Origin of the sequence: Acinetobacter sp. ESL0695, assembly GCF_029392135.1 — a bacterium.
Taxonomy (GTDB): domain Bacteria; phylum Pseudomonadota; class Gammaproteobacteria; order Pseudomonadales; family Moraxellaceae; genus Acinetobacter; species Acinetobacter pollinis.
The window spans coordinates 276,607-292,378 of record NZ_CP113932.1 but is presented as its reverse complement, the minus strand read 5'-3'; the positions used below and the strand labels follow the sequence as shown (position 1 = coordinate 292,378).

14 protein-coding genes and 4 tRNA genes are annotated in these 15,772 nt (G+C 36.8%); 10 read left to right on the top strand and 8 right to left on the bottom strand.

What is annotated here, in order from left to right:
- Positions 1 to 9: 9 nt before the first annotated feature.
- From ftsI to rsmH, 3 genes are read right to left on the bottom strand one after another with little or no spacing between them, the layout of a single operon-like run.
- Positions 10 to 1,833 carry a penicillin-binding protein PBP3 gene (gene ftsI / locus OZX61_RS01375; RefSeq protein ID WP_195771218.1) on the bottom strand — a complete coding sequence of 608 codons (1,824 nt, stop codon included), beginning with the start codon at positions 1,831 to 1,833 and terminating at the stop codon, positions 10 to 12.
- A gap of 9 nt (positions 1,834 to 1,842) precedes the next feature.
- Positions 1,843 to 2,181: a cell division protein FtsL gene (locus OZX61_RS01370; protein ID WP_277095069.1), complete on the bottom strand. Its 339-nt coding sequence runs from the start codon at positions 2,179 to 2,181 to the stop codon at positions 1,843 to 1,845.
- On the bottom strand, positions 2,178 to 3,104 hold the full coding sequence (rsmH, locus tag OZX61_RS01365) for a 16S rRNA (cytosine(1402)-N(4))-methyltransferase RsmH (protein ID WP_277095068.1): 927 nt from the start codon (positions 3,102 to 3,104) through the stop codon (positions 2,178 to 2,180). The genes OZX61_RS01370 and rsmH overlap by 4 nt, the downstream gene beginning before the upstream one ends.
- Positions 3,105 to 3,475: 371 nt before the next feature.
- On the opposite strand from rsmH, the gene OZX61_RS01360 reads away from it, so the two are divergent.
- The 4 genes from OZX61_RS01360 (at position 3,476) to OZX61_RS01345 (ending at position 5,635) form a co-directional block, all read left to right on the top strand.
- Positions 3,476 to 3,799 carry a hypothetical protein gene (locus OZX61_RS01360; RefSeq protein WP_277095067.1) on the top strand — a complete coding sequence of 108 codons (324 nt, stop codon included), beginning with the start codon at positions 3,476 to 3,478 and terminating at the stop codon, positions 3,797 to 3,799.
- Between the two features lie 96 nt (positions 3,800 to 3,895).
- Positions 3,896 to 5,401 (top strand): glutamate--tRNA ligase, encoded by a 1,506-nt coding sequence (gene gltX, locus OZX61_RS01355; protein WP_277095066.1) that lies wholly within the window; start codon positions 3,896 to 3,898, stop codon positions 5,399 to 5,401.
- A 61-nt stretch (positions 5,402 to 5,462) separates the two neighbouring features.
- Positions 5,463 to 5,538, top strand: a tRNA-Ala gene (locus OZX61_RS01350).
- Between the two features lie 21 nt (positions 5,539 to 5,559).
- Positions 5,560 to 5,635, top strand: a tRNA-Glu gene (locus OZX61_RS01345).
- 28 nt (positions 5,636 to 5,663) lie between these two features.
- Here OZX61_RS01345 and OZX61_RS01340 read toward each other — a convergent pair.
- From OZX61_RS01340 to OZX61_RS01330, 3 genes are all read right to left on the bottom strand, one after another.
- Positions 5,664 to 6,569: an EamA family transporter gene (locus OZX61_RS01340; RefSeq protein WP_277095065.1), complete on the bottom strand. Its 906-nt coding sequence runs from the start codon at positions 6,567 to 6,569 to the stop codon at positions 5,664 to 5,666.
- On the bottom strand, positions 6,566 to 7,138 hold the full coding sequence (locus tag OZX61_RS01335; protein WP_277095064.1) for a TetR/AcrR family transcriptional regulator: 573 nt from the start codon (positions 7,136 to 7,138) through the stop codon (positions 6,566 to 6,568). Before OZX61_RS01335 ends, OZX61_RS01340 begins: the two co-directional genes overlap by 4 nt.
- 104 nt (positions 7,139 to 7,242) lie before the next feature.
- Positions 7,243 to 8,148, bottom strand: a complete 906-nt coding sequence (locus tag OZX61_RS01330) for a lysine exporter LysO family protein (RefSeq protein ID WP_277095063.1) — start codon at positions 8,146 to 8,148, stop codon at positions 7,243 to 7,245.
- 184 nt (positions 8,149 to 8,332) lie between these two features.
- Here OZX61_RS01330 and OZX61_RS01325 point away from each other — a divergent pair, with 184 nt between their 5' ends.
- The 4 genes from OZX61_RS01325 (at position 8,333) to OZX61_RS01310 (ending at position 11,086) form a co-directional block, all read left to right on the top strand.
- Complete coding sequence (locus OZX61_RS01325; protein WP_277095061.1) at positions 8,333 to 9,751, top strand: amino acid permease; 1,419 nt, start codon at positions 8,333 to 8,335, stop codon at positions 9,749 to 9,751.
- Positions 9,752 to 9,857: 106 nt separating this feature from the next.
- Positions 9,858 to 10,799 carry a hypothetical protein gene (locus tag OZX61_RS01320; RefSeq protein WP_195771227.1) on the top strand — a complete coding sequence of 314 codons (942 nt, stop codon included), beginning with the start codon at positions 9,858 to 9,860 and terminating at the stop codon, positions 10,797 to 10,799.
- 112 nt (positions 10,800 to 10,911) lie between these two features.
- Positions 10,912 to 10,987 (top strand) — tRNA-Glu (locus OZX61_RS01315).
- Positions 10,988 to 11,010: 23 nt separating this feature from the next.
- A tRNA-Glu gene (locus tag OZX61_RS01310) sits at positions 11,011 to 11,086 on the top strand.
- Between the two features lie 100 nt (positions 11,087 to 11,186).
- Here OZX61_RS01310 and OZX61_RS01305 read toward each other — a convergent pair.
- Complete coding sequence (locus tag OZX61_RS01305) at positions 11,187 to 13,382, bottom strand: TonB-dependent siderophore receptor (protein ID WP_277095060.1); 2,196 nt, start codon at positions 13,380 to 13,382, stop codon at positions 11,187 to 11,189.
- Positions 13,383 to 13,580: 198 nt separating this feature from the next.
- Here OZX61_RS01305 and OZX61_RS01300 point away from each other — a divergent pair, with 198 nt between their 5' ends.
- Positions 13,581 to 13,919 carry a hypothetical protein gene (locus OZX61_RS01300; protein WP_195771229.1) on the top strand — a complete coding sequence of 113 codons (339 nt, stop codon included), beginning with the start codon at positions 13,581 to 13,583 and terminating at the stop codon, positions 13,917 to 13,919.
- Between the two features lie 9 nt (positions 13,920 to 13,928).
- Here OZX61_RS01300 and OZX61_RS01295 read toward each other — a convergent pair whose 3' ends face one another.
- Entirely contained in the window at positions 13,929 to 14,843 is a 915-nt protein-coding gene (locus tag OZX61_RS01295; protein ID WP_277095059.1) for a cation diffusion facilitator family transporter, read from the bottom strand.
- A gap of 94 nt (positions 14,844 to 14,937) precedes the next feature.
- Here OZX61_RS01295 and OZX61_RS01290 point away from each other — a divergent pair, with 94 nt between their 5' ends.
- Positions 14,938 to 15,726 carry a DUF4198 domain-containing protein gene (locus OZX61_RS01290; protein ID WP_277095058.1) on the top strand — a complete coding sequence of 263 codons (789 nt, stop codon included), beginning with the start codon at positions 14,938 to 14,940 and terminating at the stop codon, positions 15,724 to 15,726.
- Positions 15,727 to 15,772 lie beyond the last annotated feature (46 nt).

Sequence of the window (15,772 nt, the reverse complement as noted above, 5' to 3'; positions counted from 1 at the left end):
AAAACTCACTTATCGCCGAACATTCGTAGATTGTAATGGCTTATCTAAAGGAACATTAAGTAGACGTAAAGACTCTTGCATAATTCTTGAGAAAATTGGAGCCGCAACTAAACCACCATAGTAAGCACCTTGTGGATTTTCTACTACAACCACCATTGCAATGCGTGGATTACTAATCGGTGCAACACCTGCGAACAATGCACGATACTGCGTTTTAGAGTATCCCTTACGGTCTGGGTTTAATTTATGCGCTGTACCAGTTTTACCTCCAACACGATATCCAGGAATTTGTGCTTGAGGTGCAGTCCCTCCTGGTAATGTGACTTGCTCAAGCATATTCACAATTTCATCAGCAATTTTAGGTTCTAGTACTTGTTTGCCTTCGGCAGGTTGATCTAGCTTATACAAAGATAATGGTAGCTCTTTACCATGATTGGCCAACATGGCATACCCTTGTGCTAGTTGTAATACAGTGGCATTTAAGCCATAACCATATGCCATTGTGCCAATTTCAGAAACATTTAAATATTTTTGAGGCAAAATTAAACCAGCACTTTCACCTGGAAAATGAACTGCCGATTTAGAACCAAAACCAAAACGCTTAAAAGTCGTTGGTAAGGTAGTTGCTGGTAAAGACAATGCAATTTTTGCAGCACCCACATTCGAAGATTTTATAATGACACCTGCAAGTGTAAGCACACCATGGTCATGTGTATCACGAATTGTATGCCAACCTATCCGCATAGAACCTGGATGTGTATCAATAATCGAATTGGTCGTATATTTTCCACTTTCGAGTGCAGCTGCAATAGTAAATGGCTTCATGGTCGAACCAGGTTCAAACATATCAATTGCGCCACGGTTACGCATCGCATCTTTATTATTTAGATCGTCTTTATCATTCGGATTATATGATGGCCAACTGGCAAGCCCTAAAATTTCACCTGTTTTTACATCAACAGCAATTGCTGTTGCAGAACGTGCGTTATTTGCAACACCTGCAGCGGTTAACTCACGGTACATCAAGTATTGGATCCGAGAGTCAATACTTAATGTAAAATCTTGACCATTTTGAACAGGTCGAATGATATCTGGATCGCGTACACGGTTACCAAATTTATCTCGAATATTGGTTTGTAACCCAGGTTGCCCTGTTAACTGTGTATTTAGCTTCATTTCCAAGCCTTCTACACCTTTACCATCATTATTGGTTAAACCAATAATTTGAGCATTTGGCTGAGGCTGTGGATAATATCTTTTATACGATTTTTCAGTGTACACCCCCTGAAAGTTACGCTGTAAAATCATATCTGCTTCAGGTGGAGGCACTTCGGTTTTCAATACCAAATAACGCGAATTTGGATGCGCCTTCATGCGTGCTTTTAGTGTTGCACGATCCATTCCAACAGCATCAGCCAACTCATCTAAATTAAAATCTTTATCTGGAAGCTTTTGTTTTGGTTTACGTTTCTTACCATCTGCAGATGGTGCTGTCATCAATTCATATAATTTTTTATTTTCAAAATAATCTTTTGGATCAAGAACAATTTTCATAATTGGGGAGCTAATCGCCAATGGAATTCCATTACGATCACTAATAACCCCACGCATAGGTTCTACGGTCTGATCACGCTGAATTAAAGCATTTGCTTTATTTTGCAAAAATTCTTTATTGATAATCTGAACATAAAATGCACGACATACCAATGCGACAAAGCAGAATAGAATAACACCCCAAATTAAATAGAAACGCCATTGATCAAATGTAGCGGTTGGTTTTTCTGTAATTGAACGTTTTAGTTTACGTGTTTGCTTCATTTGTTTTTCAGCCATAGAGCAACCTTACTTTTTTTGCTCCAAAGAAGGTAAAGAAATTACAACAGTATCTGCAGTAGGTGGGGAAAACATTCTTAACTGTGTTACTGCACGCGTTCCAATTTGGGAGGTCGATCCAAAAGTTTGTTGTTCAATCAGCAACCTACCCCATTCCGCATTTAAGTCATCTTCTTCACGTAAATAGGTTGTCATTTGTCTATAGTCATGCCGATATTCAAATACTTCAAATACAACCATTGTTGCACTGGCAAAAATAAGAAGTATAAGAACAACATATGCAATGATTTTTTTATGAGTAATGCTCAGCCGAGAAGGCTGAGGTGCTATTGCTTCTTCTAAGTTCATTTTTTGCCTTTATTTACAAACCCTTCTGCAACACGAAGCCATGCACTTCTAGATCTTGGATTACTTTTTACTTCTTCAGGACTCGCACAAATACGCGCAACTTTTTTGAGTCGTCTTGTATCTTCTTGTTGTTGTGGCATCCCCCAACCGCTATCTTCAGACAATGTCGATTCTTTTTGAATAAACTGTTTAATCATTCTATCTTCAAGCGAATGGAAGCTTATCACAGCTAGACGACCTTGTGGTTGAATCAACGCCACTGCTTGAGGTAAAAAAACTTCAATATCTTCAAGTTCTTTATTAATTGCAATTCGAATCGCTTGAAATGCACGTGTTGCAGGGTGTTTATTTTTTTCCCATTTAGGATGTGCTTTTTTTACAATTTCAGCCAATTCACCTGTTGTTGTAATATCACCTGCTTGCTTAATTGCACGTGCGATACGGCGACTATAACGCTCTTCACCATATTGATAAATCGTATTTGCTAACTTCTCTTCTTCAACCTCAAGCAACCATTCACGTGCTGTTTGACCTTTAGAATTATCCATACGCATATCAAGTGGCCCATTATGCATAAAGCTAAACCCTCGCTCTGCTTCATCAAGCTGTGGAGAAGACACGCCTAAATCGGCCATAATTCCATCTACATGCTCAATACCAATTGCATTTAACTCAGCTTGTATGTCTGCAAAACTTGCATGAATAATTTTAAAGCGAGAATCTTGTTGCTCCAACTCAGCAGCAACAGCTAAAGCTTGAGGATCTTTATCAAAAGCATAAACGCGACTGTTTTGGTCTAACTTAGAAAGTAGAAGCTTTGTATGACCACCTCGACCAAAAGTTGCATCTACATATACTCCTGTATCGCGGTCAGCAAGTAGCGCATCTATGGTTTCATTAAGCAGTACAGAAATATGTGACATAAAAAGCAAGCATCAAATGATTTAAAAATGTAATTGCACATTATCTATGGCTTTATCACAAGTACCAAATACCTTTTTGTAGAAAAATATTAACCCAATTGAAGGCATAATGATGTTTTTATCTATTTTTTATACAAACTTAGCCAATATTCCAAAGAATTTTATTTTTGAAAATACAAAGTACAGCATGAACGTATAGTTTTATCGATGTATTGATTACAACTGTGGATATAATTTTTATCCCTGTATACATATTGTAAAATAAAATGACTCTCATTTTTATCAAAATACGGTATAGTAACAACTAAGATCACGATAAAGTCACAATAACGGATCTGAACATTAATTTTGTATGTATTGGGAGTATAGAAATGACGGTTTTTCGCTTGGTTTTACTAAGCCTGTGTATTGGAATAAATACAACATCTGTTTATGCCAATGCTATAGAAAAAGCGCATTCTAGCAAGCCCACTTCAAATTTGATTAGCAAGCAAAATTTTACTGAAAGGTCTCATATTTCACTCATTGAGCAAACACTAAATAAACAACGTCAAGCTGTCGACCAGCTCAGTTCGAACTCAGACGACATTAAAATTTTAACCACAATACATGTACAACCCACTCAAAACTTCTTTGCAGCTCAACACGACCGCTTTTCTCGTTTTCTCCAAAGTCTTTTTTCACACGACTCCTAAGAAAAACCACAGTCAAAGTTAAATTCAGCGATTGCGACATATATTTTTCACGCTACACTTAACGCTATAATGGTTTTTATTTGAATTAAAGTAACTATGACTGTTCGTACACGTATTGCTCCATCCCCTACTGGTTTCCCACATGTCGGAACTGCATATATCGCCTTATTTAATCTATGTTTTGCAAAACAACATGGGGGCGAATTTATTCTCCGTATAGAAGATACAGACCAACAACGCTCTACGCCAGAATCAGAAAAAATGATTTTAGATTCGCTACGTTGGTTAGGTATACAATGGAGCGAAGGCCCAGACATTGGTGGTGCTCATGCTCCTTATCGCCAATCTGAGCGTATGGATATTTATAAAAAATATGCTTTAGAGCTCGTAGAAAAAGGCCATGCATTTTATTGTTTTGCTACAGCAGAAGAACTTGATCAAATGCGTGCTGAACAACAGGCACGTGGTGAAACACCTAAATACGATGGCCGTGGCCTTCAACTTTCAAATGAAGAAGTAGCACGTCGACTTGCCGCAGGTGAACCACATGTTATTCGTATGAAAGTTCCTGAAGAAGGCGTTTGTAAATTTAATGACCTTCTACGTGGAGAAGTAGAAATTCCTTGGGTACAAGTAGATATGCAAATTCTACTGAAAACAGATGGTTTACCGACATATCATTTAGCAAATGTCGTAGATGACCATTTAATGGAAATTACCCATGTATTACGTGGTGAAGAATGGCTTCCATCTGCTCCAAAACATCAATTACTTTACCAATACTTTGGTTGGGAAATGCCTGTGCTTTGTCACATGCCGTTATTACGTAATCCAGATAAATCTAAACTTTCAAAACGTAAGAATCCAACATCAATTAATTACTACAAAGACATTGGTGTACTTCCTGAAGCATTATTAAACTATTTGGCACGTATGGGTTGGTCTATGCCCGATGAGCGTGAAGTTTTCACCCTAGATGAGATGAAAGCTAACTTTGACGTCAAACGTGTTTCTCTTGGTGGTCCAATCTTTGATGTCGAAAAGCTAAACTGGTTAAATGGTCAATGGATTAAATCTCTTACACCTACAGAACTGATGACACGTATCTTGCAATGGCAGAATGATCGCCAAAAATTAGAAGATATAGCTTCAGCGATTCAACCACGTATTAGTTTACTTTCAGAAGCAGTAAATTGGTCAGCATTCTACTTCAATCATATGCCAACTTTAACGCCAGAAATGTTTGAGCATAAGAAACTATCGGCAGAACAAGTACGTCAAAGCCTACAATTTGCAATTTGGCGGTTGGAAAAAACATTCACATGGAATAATGACACTGTAAGCCAAATTCTCATGGATTTAGCAAATCAGATGGAAATTAAACTACGTGATTTTATGCCTACGTTTTTTATCGCAATTGCAGGTTCAACCAGTGCAACACCAATTATGCAAGCAATGGTCACCATTGGACCAGACTTAACATATGCTCGCTTAAGACATGCACTTGAAGTGGTAGGAAAACCAAGTAAAAAAGAACTAAAAACATGGGAAAAGCTGAATGAATCTCTAGAGTTGGCTAAAAACAACTCAACTGATTCATAATATATATATTTTACTTGACCTCTGTGAGTGTTATTCATAGTATAGCGCTCACAACACAGCTGGGGTTATAGCTCAGTTGGTAGAGCGCTACAATGGCATTGTAGAGGTCAGCAGTTCGATCCTGCTTAACTCCACCAGTCTCTTTGTTGTTTTTATATGTCCCTATCGTCTAGAGGCCTAGGACATCGCCCTTTCACGGCGGTAACCGGGGTTCGAATCCCCGTAGGGACGCCAAATTCTAAAAAAGCCTAGTATTAAAATACTAGGCTTTTTTACTAAGTAGCAGCAAGCAAATCATAATTAATCCCATTCCAAACCAACCAAGTACATTTAAAGACTCTCCAACAACTGTAATTGCGAAGATTGCTGCAACAACTGGCTCAAATAAAGTTAATGTAATCGCTTTACTGGCATCTATTGTTTTCAAACCATAACCAAATAGTACATAACCTAAAAACATAGGAATAAAGATCATATATCCTACTACATAGAGATTTATATTACTCGAGAAGATATGATCGCCTGTAATGAGTAGTACAGGTAAAAGAAAAAGAGCTGCACCTCCAAACATTGTCCCCATAGCTGCTTTGGAATGAATCTTACGCTCAATTAGTTTTTTTGCACTCCAAGAGTACAGCGCATAAGTGAACCCTGCTACCAAACCTAAGATTAAACCTATAAATTTCTGACTTTCCCGATTTTGATCTAGCTCAGAGATATGGGAGCTTTCTCCTATTGATAATAACGCTACCCCAGTAACTCCCAAAATGAAACTAATACACCATGTTAAAGATAATTGCTTTTTATCGAAAACTCTTTCAAGTATTGCAGTAAATAAAGGAGCCGTACCCATAGATACAACAGTACCAATAGTAATACCAGCCAAATGCATAGATGAATAAAATGCCAATGGATACAATACAACAGCAATTACACCAACTAAAAGTATAGATAAATTGGATTGAATATCATTAATCTGTTGAGCAATTTGCCTCCGTGCAAGTATCGCTTGTAGAATTCCCCCTCCTCCCATAGCAGCAGCCCCTACAGCTAAAGGACTTAAAGTCGGTGCAAGTGATGCAACTGTCCCAGTGGTTCCCCATAGAAAAGCCGCCAACAGAATACTAAACAATCCATAATAATGTGAAATATTTACACTCGATTTCATTGTGAGTTTTCTCTCACTAAAATATTCTCGGCTAGCTTTCTTGCACTTGAAATCTTACGGCTTGAACTTTCTAAACCTGCACGTGATATAGACCCTTCTAATAGAAAAGAAATCGTTAAAGCAAGCTCATCTATTTTTTCAGCGTTTAGTTTTAAATCTATAAGATGCTTTCTAATAATATTTTCAACTTCTTGTTTATGTATTTTTACAGCTTGTCTATGCGGACTATTGGCAGGAAATTCTGCAGCTGCATTTAATAAACCACACCCCCTAAATCCATTTTCATAATTGAACTCGGCATGGTCTTGATATGCATCAAATGTCGCCAACATTTTATCTATAGGATGTTCTACTTTTAATACACGGCACTCATATAACTGAAGCCATTCTTCATGTCTTGCCGTGATATATGCAGCCACCAAATCAGATTTCGTTTCAAAATTGTTGTACAAAGACATCTTCGCAACATTCGCTCTTTTTGTAATGCTATTAATACCCGTTGCTTCAATTCCTTCGTTATAAAAAAGGACAGATGCTGCATCTAATATTTTATCTTTTGCTTTATTCATAACCATACCATAATAAATATGTAGACCGACCTACCTAATATATAAACTTTATTGTACCTATACAATAGCTATCAAAATCAGTTCTACTCTAAAAACAAAAATACTTATCTAAAAGATGCAAATAAGGTAATAAAAAATGGTGCCAAAATTGTTAATATAAAACCGCTAAATATCGCAATTTGTACATCTAAATCGCTACAGTTCTTTTTTACAAAAGGTAAAGTTGAATCCATAGCAGTTGCGCCACATACCCCAATGACGGCGTGCGAACGGTACTGTCCAAATATATATAGTAAAATAATCGCATACAACTCTCGAATTAAATCAGTCAGAAGCGCAAAGCTTCCCAACTCATTGGTGGTTAATTTTGCCACCAAAGATCCCGATAGACTAAACCAACCAAAACCACTTCCGACCATCATTAAAGTTGAAAACTTATAATCCAATACATAGCTTGTAAAAAAAGCAGCGATAAACAGGGTCAATATCACTATAAGAGGTACATAAATATGCCCAAAGGTAATTCTCTCTATTTTTATAGAAGCTAAATCAATTCCAATCAAAACAATAACAATATAGAGCAAATAAGTTGTTAAAGGAGTATTTACCAAAACCTGAGGGAATAAGCTATATAACAAAACACCAAAAACCACCATAGAGATTGCACATATACACTCTATAATTGGAGGCCATATATCTTTTAGTTCTTTTTTGACTGAAGCATGTATTAACCCTACACGCTTTTTTTGAGTAAAAAGTAAAAAAAATGTGGTCAAACTAAGTATAGATGCATACAAAAAAGCATCTAAGCAGACCTGCCGACCAACCAAAGGATTTGCAAGGACACTTCCAAATTCATAACCCACTGAAACCAGCAATATCCAAATTACATATCCTATTTTTTTAATTAAATATTGACGTAAAGATAAAGAAATAACACGTGCACCGCTCCAGCCTAAAAACAAAGCAAAGACTAACGGCAAAAGTGAATAAATGAGAATTGTAAGCATATATTTTTGTTTGGTTTATATCTAAAACGAAATATAACACAAAGTACGATTAAGCCATTTGTTTTGAAGGGTATCTTTTTAAACAAATAAAGTGTCTTGATTTTTGTTCATTTATAAGGCTATTGCACATTTATAGCTTTTCTCTACAATAACTCGCTTCTTTTTTCAATTGATTTGTGTATTCATGCCGTCATCTCCTCCGAATGATCCATTGGATCAGGGCAATTCTGCGCCGCTCAAACGCGCTATGAGTACCCGACACTTGGTGATGCTGTCACTAGGTGGTGCCATTGGCACAGGCCTATTCTTAGGCTCGGGTGAAGTCATTGCACAAACGGGGCCTGTAGGTGCCATCATCTCTTACTTTCTAGGTGGCTTAATTGCCTACCTTGTTATGCTGTGCTTAGGTGAACTCGCTGTTCATATGCCAGTATCTGGCTCTTTTGGAGAATATTCCACAAGATATATTGGACCAGGTACAGGCTATATGATTACATGGGTATACTGGCTCACATGGACAGCCACCCTAGGAACAGAGTTCACTGCTGCTGCACTTTTAATGCAAGAATGGTTCCCACATGTATCGATGTGGATATGGACGCTTGTATTTGCTGCAATTGTTTTCACACTCAATATTAGCTCTACACGTCTCTTTGCAGAGTCAGAATTCTGGCTTGCACTGGTGAAAGTCATTACCGTAATTAGCTTTATATTACTTGGAATATTAGCCATATTTGGGATAATTCATTATAACAACCAACCGACAGCACCTCTTTTTACAAACTTGGTTTCTCACGGTTGGTTCCCTCAAGGTATTTTCCCAATATTTGCCACAATGCTGATTGTTAACTTTGCTTTTTCAGGCACAGAACTCATTGGTGTTGCAGCTGGAGAAACTGAAAATCCTGCCAAAAATATTCCAAAAGCAATTAATGCTTCAATCTGGCGTCTACTTATTTTCTTTGTAGGTACAATTATTGTAATTAGTGCACTATTGCCTTACGAACAAGCTGGTTTAAGTAGCAATTCAGTGAGTAGTAGCCCTTTTGTGACGGTATTTAAATATATTGGTATTCCTTATGCCGAAGACATTATACGCTTCGTCATTATTACAGCATTACTCTCTGCAGCAAATTCTGGTTTATATGCAGCATCACGTATGATGTGGTCGCTTTCTAATAAGCAACAACTTCCAAAAGTGTTCTCAAAACTTACAAAATCGGGTACACCCATTATTGCAATTATTGTAACGATGTTTGGCGCGCTTCCTGGTTTACTCTCAGAGCATTTTGCACCTGAAACGATTTTTAAGAACTTACTTGGCGTTGCTGCATTTACCATGGTTATTGTTTGGACAGCAATTTGTGTCTGCCAATTTAATTTTCGCCGCCAATGGTACAAGTTAGGCCATAGCAAGGAAGAACTTAAATTTGCAGCACCATTATTTCCTATCACGCCAATTCTTGGTTTCATTTTCTGTGTGATTACCTGCATAAGTATGGCAGCAGACCCACAAATGCTTCCAGGTTTTTATAGTTGTTTGGGCTTTATTGCACTATGTTATATCAGTCATTTCTTTTTATATAGAAAGAAAAACTCATAATAAGAGACAAACGTCTTTTATTATAAAAGTGTAGCGAATCGCTACACTTTTTTTTTATGCATTTATACTAAAAAGTCTTAGCTATCGTGATGTACTTCAAACAGATATGAAGATTGTTTTTATTCATGGCATAAATCAACAAAACTTTGATGCAGAATCTTTCGAGCATCATTGGTCAAATGTATTTAATATTGGTCTAGAACGAAACAATCTTGATTTAACATCGAAAGATATTAATCTCGAATTTCCATTTTATGGCGACATTTTAACAGCCAGAAATATGAAAAATGCTGTTGATTTAGATACCATGAATCCTAATTGGGCCTTCTTTGAAAAACTTCCCAAACTCAAAGAAAGAAATAAAGAGAAAATTCAGAAAGCTCTAGAAATTCCACTCTTGCCTCATTATGACGAAAATCTAAAATACTCTCTTAAAAGAAAGTTTTTTCTCATGTCCCAATTGGCTAAAGATCATGTACTCAAAGAAATGGTCATTTTGCTTAACCACTTTCCAAACCTACATGAGTCATTGGTTCAAAAATTTATTTCAGAAGCATATTTGTATTGGTACGATACAACTTTTAAGAAACAAATTCATGAACGTATATTGTCGTGTTTTGAGAAAGGAGAACAACATATTGTAGTTGCCCATTCTTTAGGAACTGTCATTGCTTATAATGTCTTACACGAGCTTTCAAAAGATTATCCTATAGAAAGATTTATTACGCTTGCATCTCCACTTCCTTTTAATGTCGTCCAACGACATATTGTCTCCCCTATTCAGCGACCTAAAGCATTATATGGCGACTGGTACAATTTCTATTCCAGAGACGACTATTTAACAACCTTCCCAATGACTGCACCAAGATTTGGAATTTCACCGAAAGTCAAAAATCATCTCATTACAACCTTTGCAGATAAGCCACACGAGATTATTGGGTACTTACAACATCCAAATGTTATACGTTCCATTTTTGAACAAACAAACTACTTAAAACAAATGCCTAAAACTCAATCATTGTTTAAATCTGCTCAAAAAACTACCTAAAAACATAATTGTTGTTATTTTTTAATCAAAAGATTAGAAATACCTCATTTTTAATGAAAAAGCATTTGACAGTGAGCCAGATTAAACCTAATATACGCCCACCTTCTGATGTGTCCCTATCGTCTAGAGGCCTAGGACATCGCCCTTTCACGGCGGTAACCGGGGTTCGAATCCCCGTAGGGACGCCACTTAAATTCAGAATACTCTAGAAGTCCCTATCGTCTAGAGGCCTAGGACATCGCCCTTTCACGGCGGTAACCGGGGTTCGAATCCCCGTAGGGACGCCAAATTCTAAAAAGCCACTGAATATTCAGTGGCTTTTTTTATGTGTGTAATCGTCAAAAAACCCCAACAATTTGCTGGGGCATTACTGCTAAATGTACTAACTTAGAAATCTAATGAAGTTTGTAAGAAAACCGTTCTTGGTTGACCCTCATATTTACCATAGATACTGTCAGATGAACGGGTAAAATAGTTTGTATCGAATACATTCTTAATACCCGCAGCAACTTTTAACCCTTTTAACTGCTGGTTAAAGTCATATCCTACACGCACGGCAGTGGTCGTATAACCATGAATACGTCCAAAACGACCTTTATCATCCTCAATGACTAAATCGTCTTTATTTGTGGCAACTTGACTCGATTGTGCAAAAAGATCTGTATTAATCGTCCATTGATTAACTTTATAGCCCAACCCAAGATTTGCGACCCAACGAGAATAAAGTGGAATATCTTTACCTTTACGAACTCCAGCTGCTGCAGTTGCATGGGTATATGTTAAATTACTATAGGCAGACAGGCCTTGAAGTACATCATACATTTGACCAAAATCATAGTTTACACCCAATTCAAATCCTGCATGACGTGTAGCACCAAGACTACTCCACTCTTCAACGCCATTAATTTTAGAGCGTTTTAACTCCTGATTAAAGTCGATATAAAAAGCGGTTAACTCTGCTTGTAAGCCATGGCCTAAATAATGTGTGCCAATCTCATAGTTTTTTGCTTTTTCAGGGCGTAGGCCTTCAGTTTGAGAAACAGCTCGATCACCATCGATTTTTGCCATTTGGCTATATTGCTGTGGACCGAATGAAATACCATAGTTCGCAAATACATTCCACTGATCATTAATGGCATATTTGACTGAAAAGTTTGGCAATACCTCATTCGACTTTACTACAGGTGTAATTGAGTTTTTAACCGTATTATCTGCATTTAACCGATTAAAGTTTTCTGTCGTTTTAATTGACTCAAAACGCACTCCAGGCGTAATTGACCAACGTCCAATATCTGTTCTATTGTCCAAATAAATCGCATGTGCTGTAGTCTTACCATTGGCAGATGAATAACCATCTAACTGGGTAATTACAGGACTATTAATTGCATAAAATGCGCTGCGTCCAATATATTCTTTACTGGTTTCATAAAGATAACGATATCCCACTGAGATTTCATTATTTGTATGACCAATGGCATAAGCATGTGAAAAGCGTGGTTCTATGGCAGAGACTTTATAAGTACGTGGCGCATTTCTAAGTTGCATTTCTAGCTTTTTAGTTTTTGAATTTTGCGCCTGATTTTCCATAACTGCATTACGATAAGTATCGGTATGGTACGCTAAAACCTCAAATGTATTTACATCATCCTGATGCGTATATTTTAAAGAACCATCTGTACGATGCCCCTCAAAGAAATCATTTTTCATAATAGATTGATCAGGGTTAACAGCATATTGTTGTGGCGTTAGTCCACCAGGCATACCGGCCTTTGCATCATATCGATGTAAACTAAACTCAAGTTTGTCTGTATCTGTAAAACGATAAGCTGTTTTTAAAATAACATCATTAATATTGTTATGATCATTGTCATCTCTATAGCCATCTCCTTGTGTTCCAGAGTACATCAAGGCAACACCTAAGCCATTTTCGAATGTAGTCCCTAAAAATGCATTCGGGCTTAACTTCACATTACCATTTTTAGCAAACTCAGTTGTTAGGCCAACACTGCCTTTAAACTCACTTGGAATCTCACGTGTATTAAAGTTAATAATACCGCCTACATTTTGTGGTCCAAAACGTACTGAACCTGCACCGCGTATTACATCAATTGACGAAATATTTCCTAGGCTTGTTGGTGCAAGAGAGAGTTGAGGTTGACCATAAGGTGCAAATGCCAATGGCACACCATCCATAAGTACAGTAGAGCGTGGTGAGAATCTCGATGTTAAACCACGTACACCAAAGCTAAGAGACAGATCGCTTCCTGCTGTACCTGCATTATCTTGTACTTGAATACCTGGAACTTGCTTTAATGCATCCTTTAGTGTTGTAGAAGCCGTTTCATCCAATTGTTTACGATCAATAATCGTTCTTGCACCAGGATGTTCGAAGACTTTTTTTGCAGTCACATCTTCCAACCAGTTTCCTTGCGCACGTAATTGAATCGTATTTAAAACGGGGGGTGTTGCTCCATCTTCTTGTGCGTGTATAGATGCAGATACGCCTAATAAAATACATAATGTTGCAAATGCTGTTTTTGAATAGCGAAACTGACGTTGATAAAAAAAGAGCTTTTGATGCATTCTGGGTCTCTTAAAGTATAATATATGTAAAAATATGTGATAAAATAATATGAGTTAAAAGTAAAAACAATAATTATTCTTATTTATACTTATCGATATTTCTTGTGAAATTGGAGATAAAAAAAGGGATTCTGACTTAAAGTTTTTTATTTCTATATAATTTCGCTAAAATGAAGATAAAATTATTTTGGAGCTTTCATGCAATATCGTTGCCCTAAATGCCAAAGTCAAAAAGTCATTCCTGTTGCACAAGCAGGCAATGCAACACGACCAGATGTCCCAAAAAGTCTTATGGTTTTAGTTTTTTCTATCTTTTTACTGTTATTACTCATCATTTCAAACATTGTGATGTGGATTTTTAGTAAAGGTGCAGGAACAAATCTACAAATTGCAACAGCAATTGTATTCGTCATTACTGCTATTTCCGGTGTACTATTTTGGAAAGACTTACCTAATTTTAAGCTTTCTATGCAAGCATTTATGCAGTCACAGAAAGCTTGGAAATGCCGCGAATGCAATAACCAGTGGCAAATCTAACATGTAATTTTAATGTTTAGAAAAATCATGAGTATGAGTATGCTCATGATTGAGTGAAATATCAGTTTCGATCTGCAGGGTTACCTCTGTAATTCCGTAGCGATAAGAGAGCATGTCAACAGCCTGACGATATAATCTTGTTTGATTCACCAAAGGTGCAAATACATGTACTGTTAAATGTACATTTTTTGAAGTGATTGCCCACACTCTTAACTGGTGTATGCCATGCACACCAGGCAACTCGAGTAAATCTTGTCGTAGAGCCTCTATATCAATTTCTTCTGGAACACCTTCAAGCAGAATGTTCAAACTTTGCTTCAATAATATCCATGCCCGAGGTAAAACCCATAGGCCAATAAGAATAGCAACAGCAGAATCTATCCATTTCCAGTCTGTATAATAAATGACAATTGCACCAGCAATAACCCCCATCGATCCAATTGCATCACTTAAAACCTCTAGGTAAGCACCTTTAATATTTAAACGATTATTCGCATCTGAAGCAAGAATTCGCATAGAAATTAAGTTTATGATTAAACCAATACTAGCAATGACCAACATGCCTAAACTATGTATTTCAGCTGGCTGCGTAAAGCGCTTATATGCCTCATATACAATATATAAGGCAATCATAAATAACATTAAAGCATTCAACAAAGCAGCTAATATTTCAAACCTTTGATAACCAAACGTACGTTTGTCATCTGCTGGTAATTGGCCAATATGCACAGCAATTAAAGCGATTGCTAACGCAATTACATCCGTAAACATATGTGCAGCATCAGAGAGTAACGCCAAACTCTCTGTCACAAATCCTGCAACTATTTCAACAACTAAAAATATAGAGGTTAAAACCAAAGCTATCGCTAATTTTTTAGCACTCCCCTCTGTTACCTCTACATGACGATGGTCATGCCCACTCACGTTTTACTCCTTATTTTATATAGTTATAGAATAAATCTTGCAACTTAGATACTTTTAAATAATAATGATTATCATTTATTGTCAGTATTCTTTTATGAAACCTGTTCTATTTATTTCACTTCTATTTTCAACCATATCATATGCGCATGAACCATTCTTAACAGCACCTATAAGTACAACAGATAATCATCGCGTTCTTATTACAGCAGGCTACAGTGAAGAGGCTCTAAATAGTGAAATTGCTTTGAAAGATGCAACTTTTACCATCACTGATCCTCATCAAAACGTTCAAACAGTTCAATCGAATAGCACATTAAAGTCGGCAAGCACATTCGATTTAGAACTCCCGACTGAAGGAACATATAAAATTCAATCAGTGCTTTCTCATCAATTACAATATACATATTTTAATGATGAATGGCGCACTTTTTTTAATATTCCAGCAAATAAAGTCACAGATATGAAAGATCGTACATTTGTTATTCCAAGTGACTTTAAGACTGCACCCAAATTGACAGAAGTTACACGAGAATGGACGATAAAAAGCTACGTTTCTAAACAGCACAGTTCTCCTTTAAAAGAAGAGTCAGATTCAAGTATTCATGTTGATTTTAGTACTCATCCAACAGATATAAAGGCAAACGAGCCTATTGTTTTAAAAACAACATATCAAGGTTTACCACTGACAGATGCAGAAATTACAATACGATCTTTGGGGCAAAATGACGAACAAGCAAAACATTTTACATCTGACAAATCAGGACAATTAGCATTTAAGTTTCCCCATACTGGTCAGTATCTAATTTCAGTCAGTCAAAAGTTTAACCCTAAAGTTAAACCGACTCTGCAACGTTATACATTGATTAGTTTAAGTATTCGCTAAACAAAAAAAAGCCAGCTTACATAGGAGCTGGCTTTTTTATTGGCTT

What these genes read in the sequence shown, in the direction of transcription:
- ftsI (WP_195771218.1), bottom strand. Translation starts at nt 1,833, where the DNA reads ATGGCTGAAAAACAAATGAAGCAAACACGTAAACTAAAACGTTCAATT.
- OZX61_RS01370 (WP_277095069.1), bottom strand. Translation starts at nt 2,181, where the DNA reads ATGAACTTAGAAGAAGCAATAGCACCTCAGCCTTCTCGGCTGAGCATT.
- rsmH (WP_277095068.1), bottom strand. Translation starts at nt 3,104, where the DNA reads ATGTCACATATTTCTGTACTGCTTAATGAAACCATAGATGCGCTACTT.
- OZX61_RS01360 (WP_277095067.1), top strand. Translation starts at nt 3,476, where the DNA reads ATGACGGTTTTTCGCTTGGTTTTACTAAGCCTGTGTATTGGAATAAAT.
- gltX (WP_277095066.1), top strand. Translation starts at nt 3,896, where the DNA reads ATGACTGTTCGTACACGTATTGCTCCATCCCCTACTGGTTTCCCACAT.
- OZX61_RS01340 (WP_277095065.1), bottom strand. Translation starts at nt 6,569, where the DNA reads ATGAAATCGAGTGTAAATATTTCACATTATTATGGATTGTTTAGTATT.
- OZX61_RS01335 (WP_277095064.1), bottom strand. Translation starts at nt 7,138, where the DNA reads ATGAATAAAGCAAAAGATAAAATATTAGATGCAGCATCTGTCCTTTTT.
- OZX61_RS01330 (WP_277095063.1), bottom strand. Translation starts at nt 8,148, where the DNA reads ATGCTTACAATTCTCATTTATTCACTTTTGCCGTTAGTCTTTGCTTTG.
- OZX61_RS01325 (WP_277095061.1), top strand. Translation starts at nt 8,333, where the DNA reads ATGCCGTCATCTCCTCCGAATGATCCATTGGATCAGGGCAATTCTGCG.
- OZX61_RS01320 (WP_195771227.1), top strand. Translation starts at nt 9,858, where the DNA reads ATGAAGATTGTTTTTATTCATGGCATAAATCAACAAAACTTTGATGCA.
- OZX61_RS01305 (WP_277095060.1), bottom strand. Translation starts at nt 13,382, where the DNA reads ATGCATCAAAAGCTCTTTTTTTATCAACGTCAGTTTCGCTATTCAAAA.
- OZX61_RS01300 (WP_195771229.1), top strand. Translation starts at nt 13,581, where the DNA reads ATGCAATATCGTTGCCCTAAATGCCAAAGTCAAAAAGTCATTCCTGTT.
- OZX61_RS01290 (WP_277095058.1), top strand. Translation starts at nt 14,938, where the DNA reads ATGAAACCTGTTCTATTTATTTCACTTCTATTTTCAACCATATCATAT.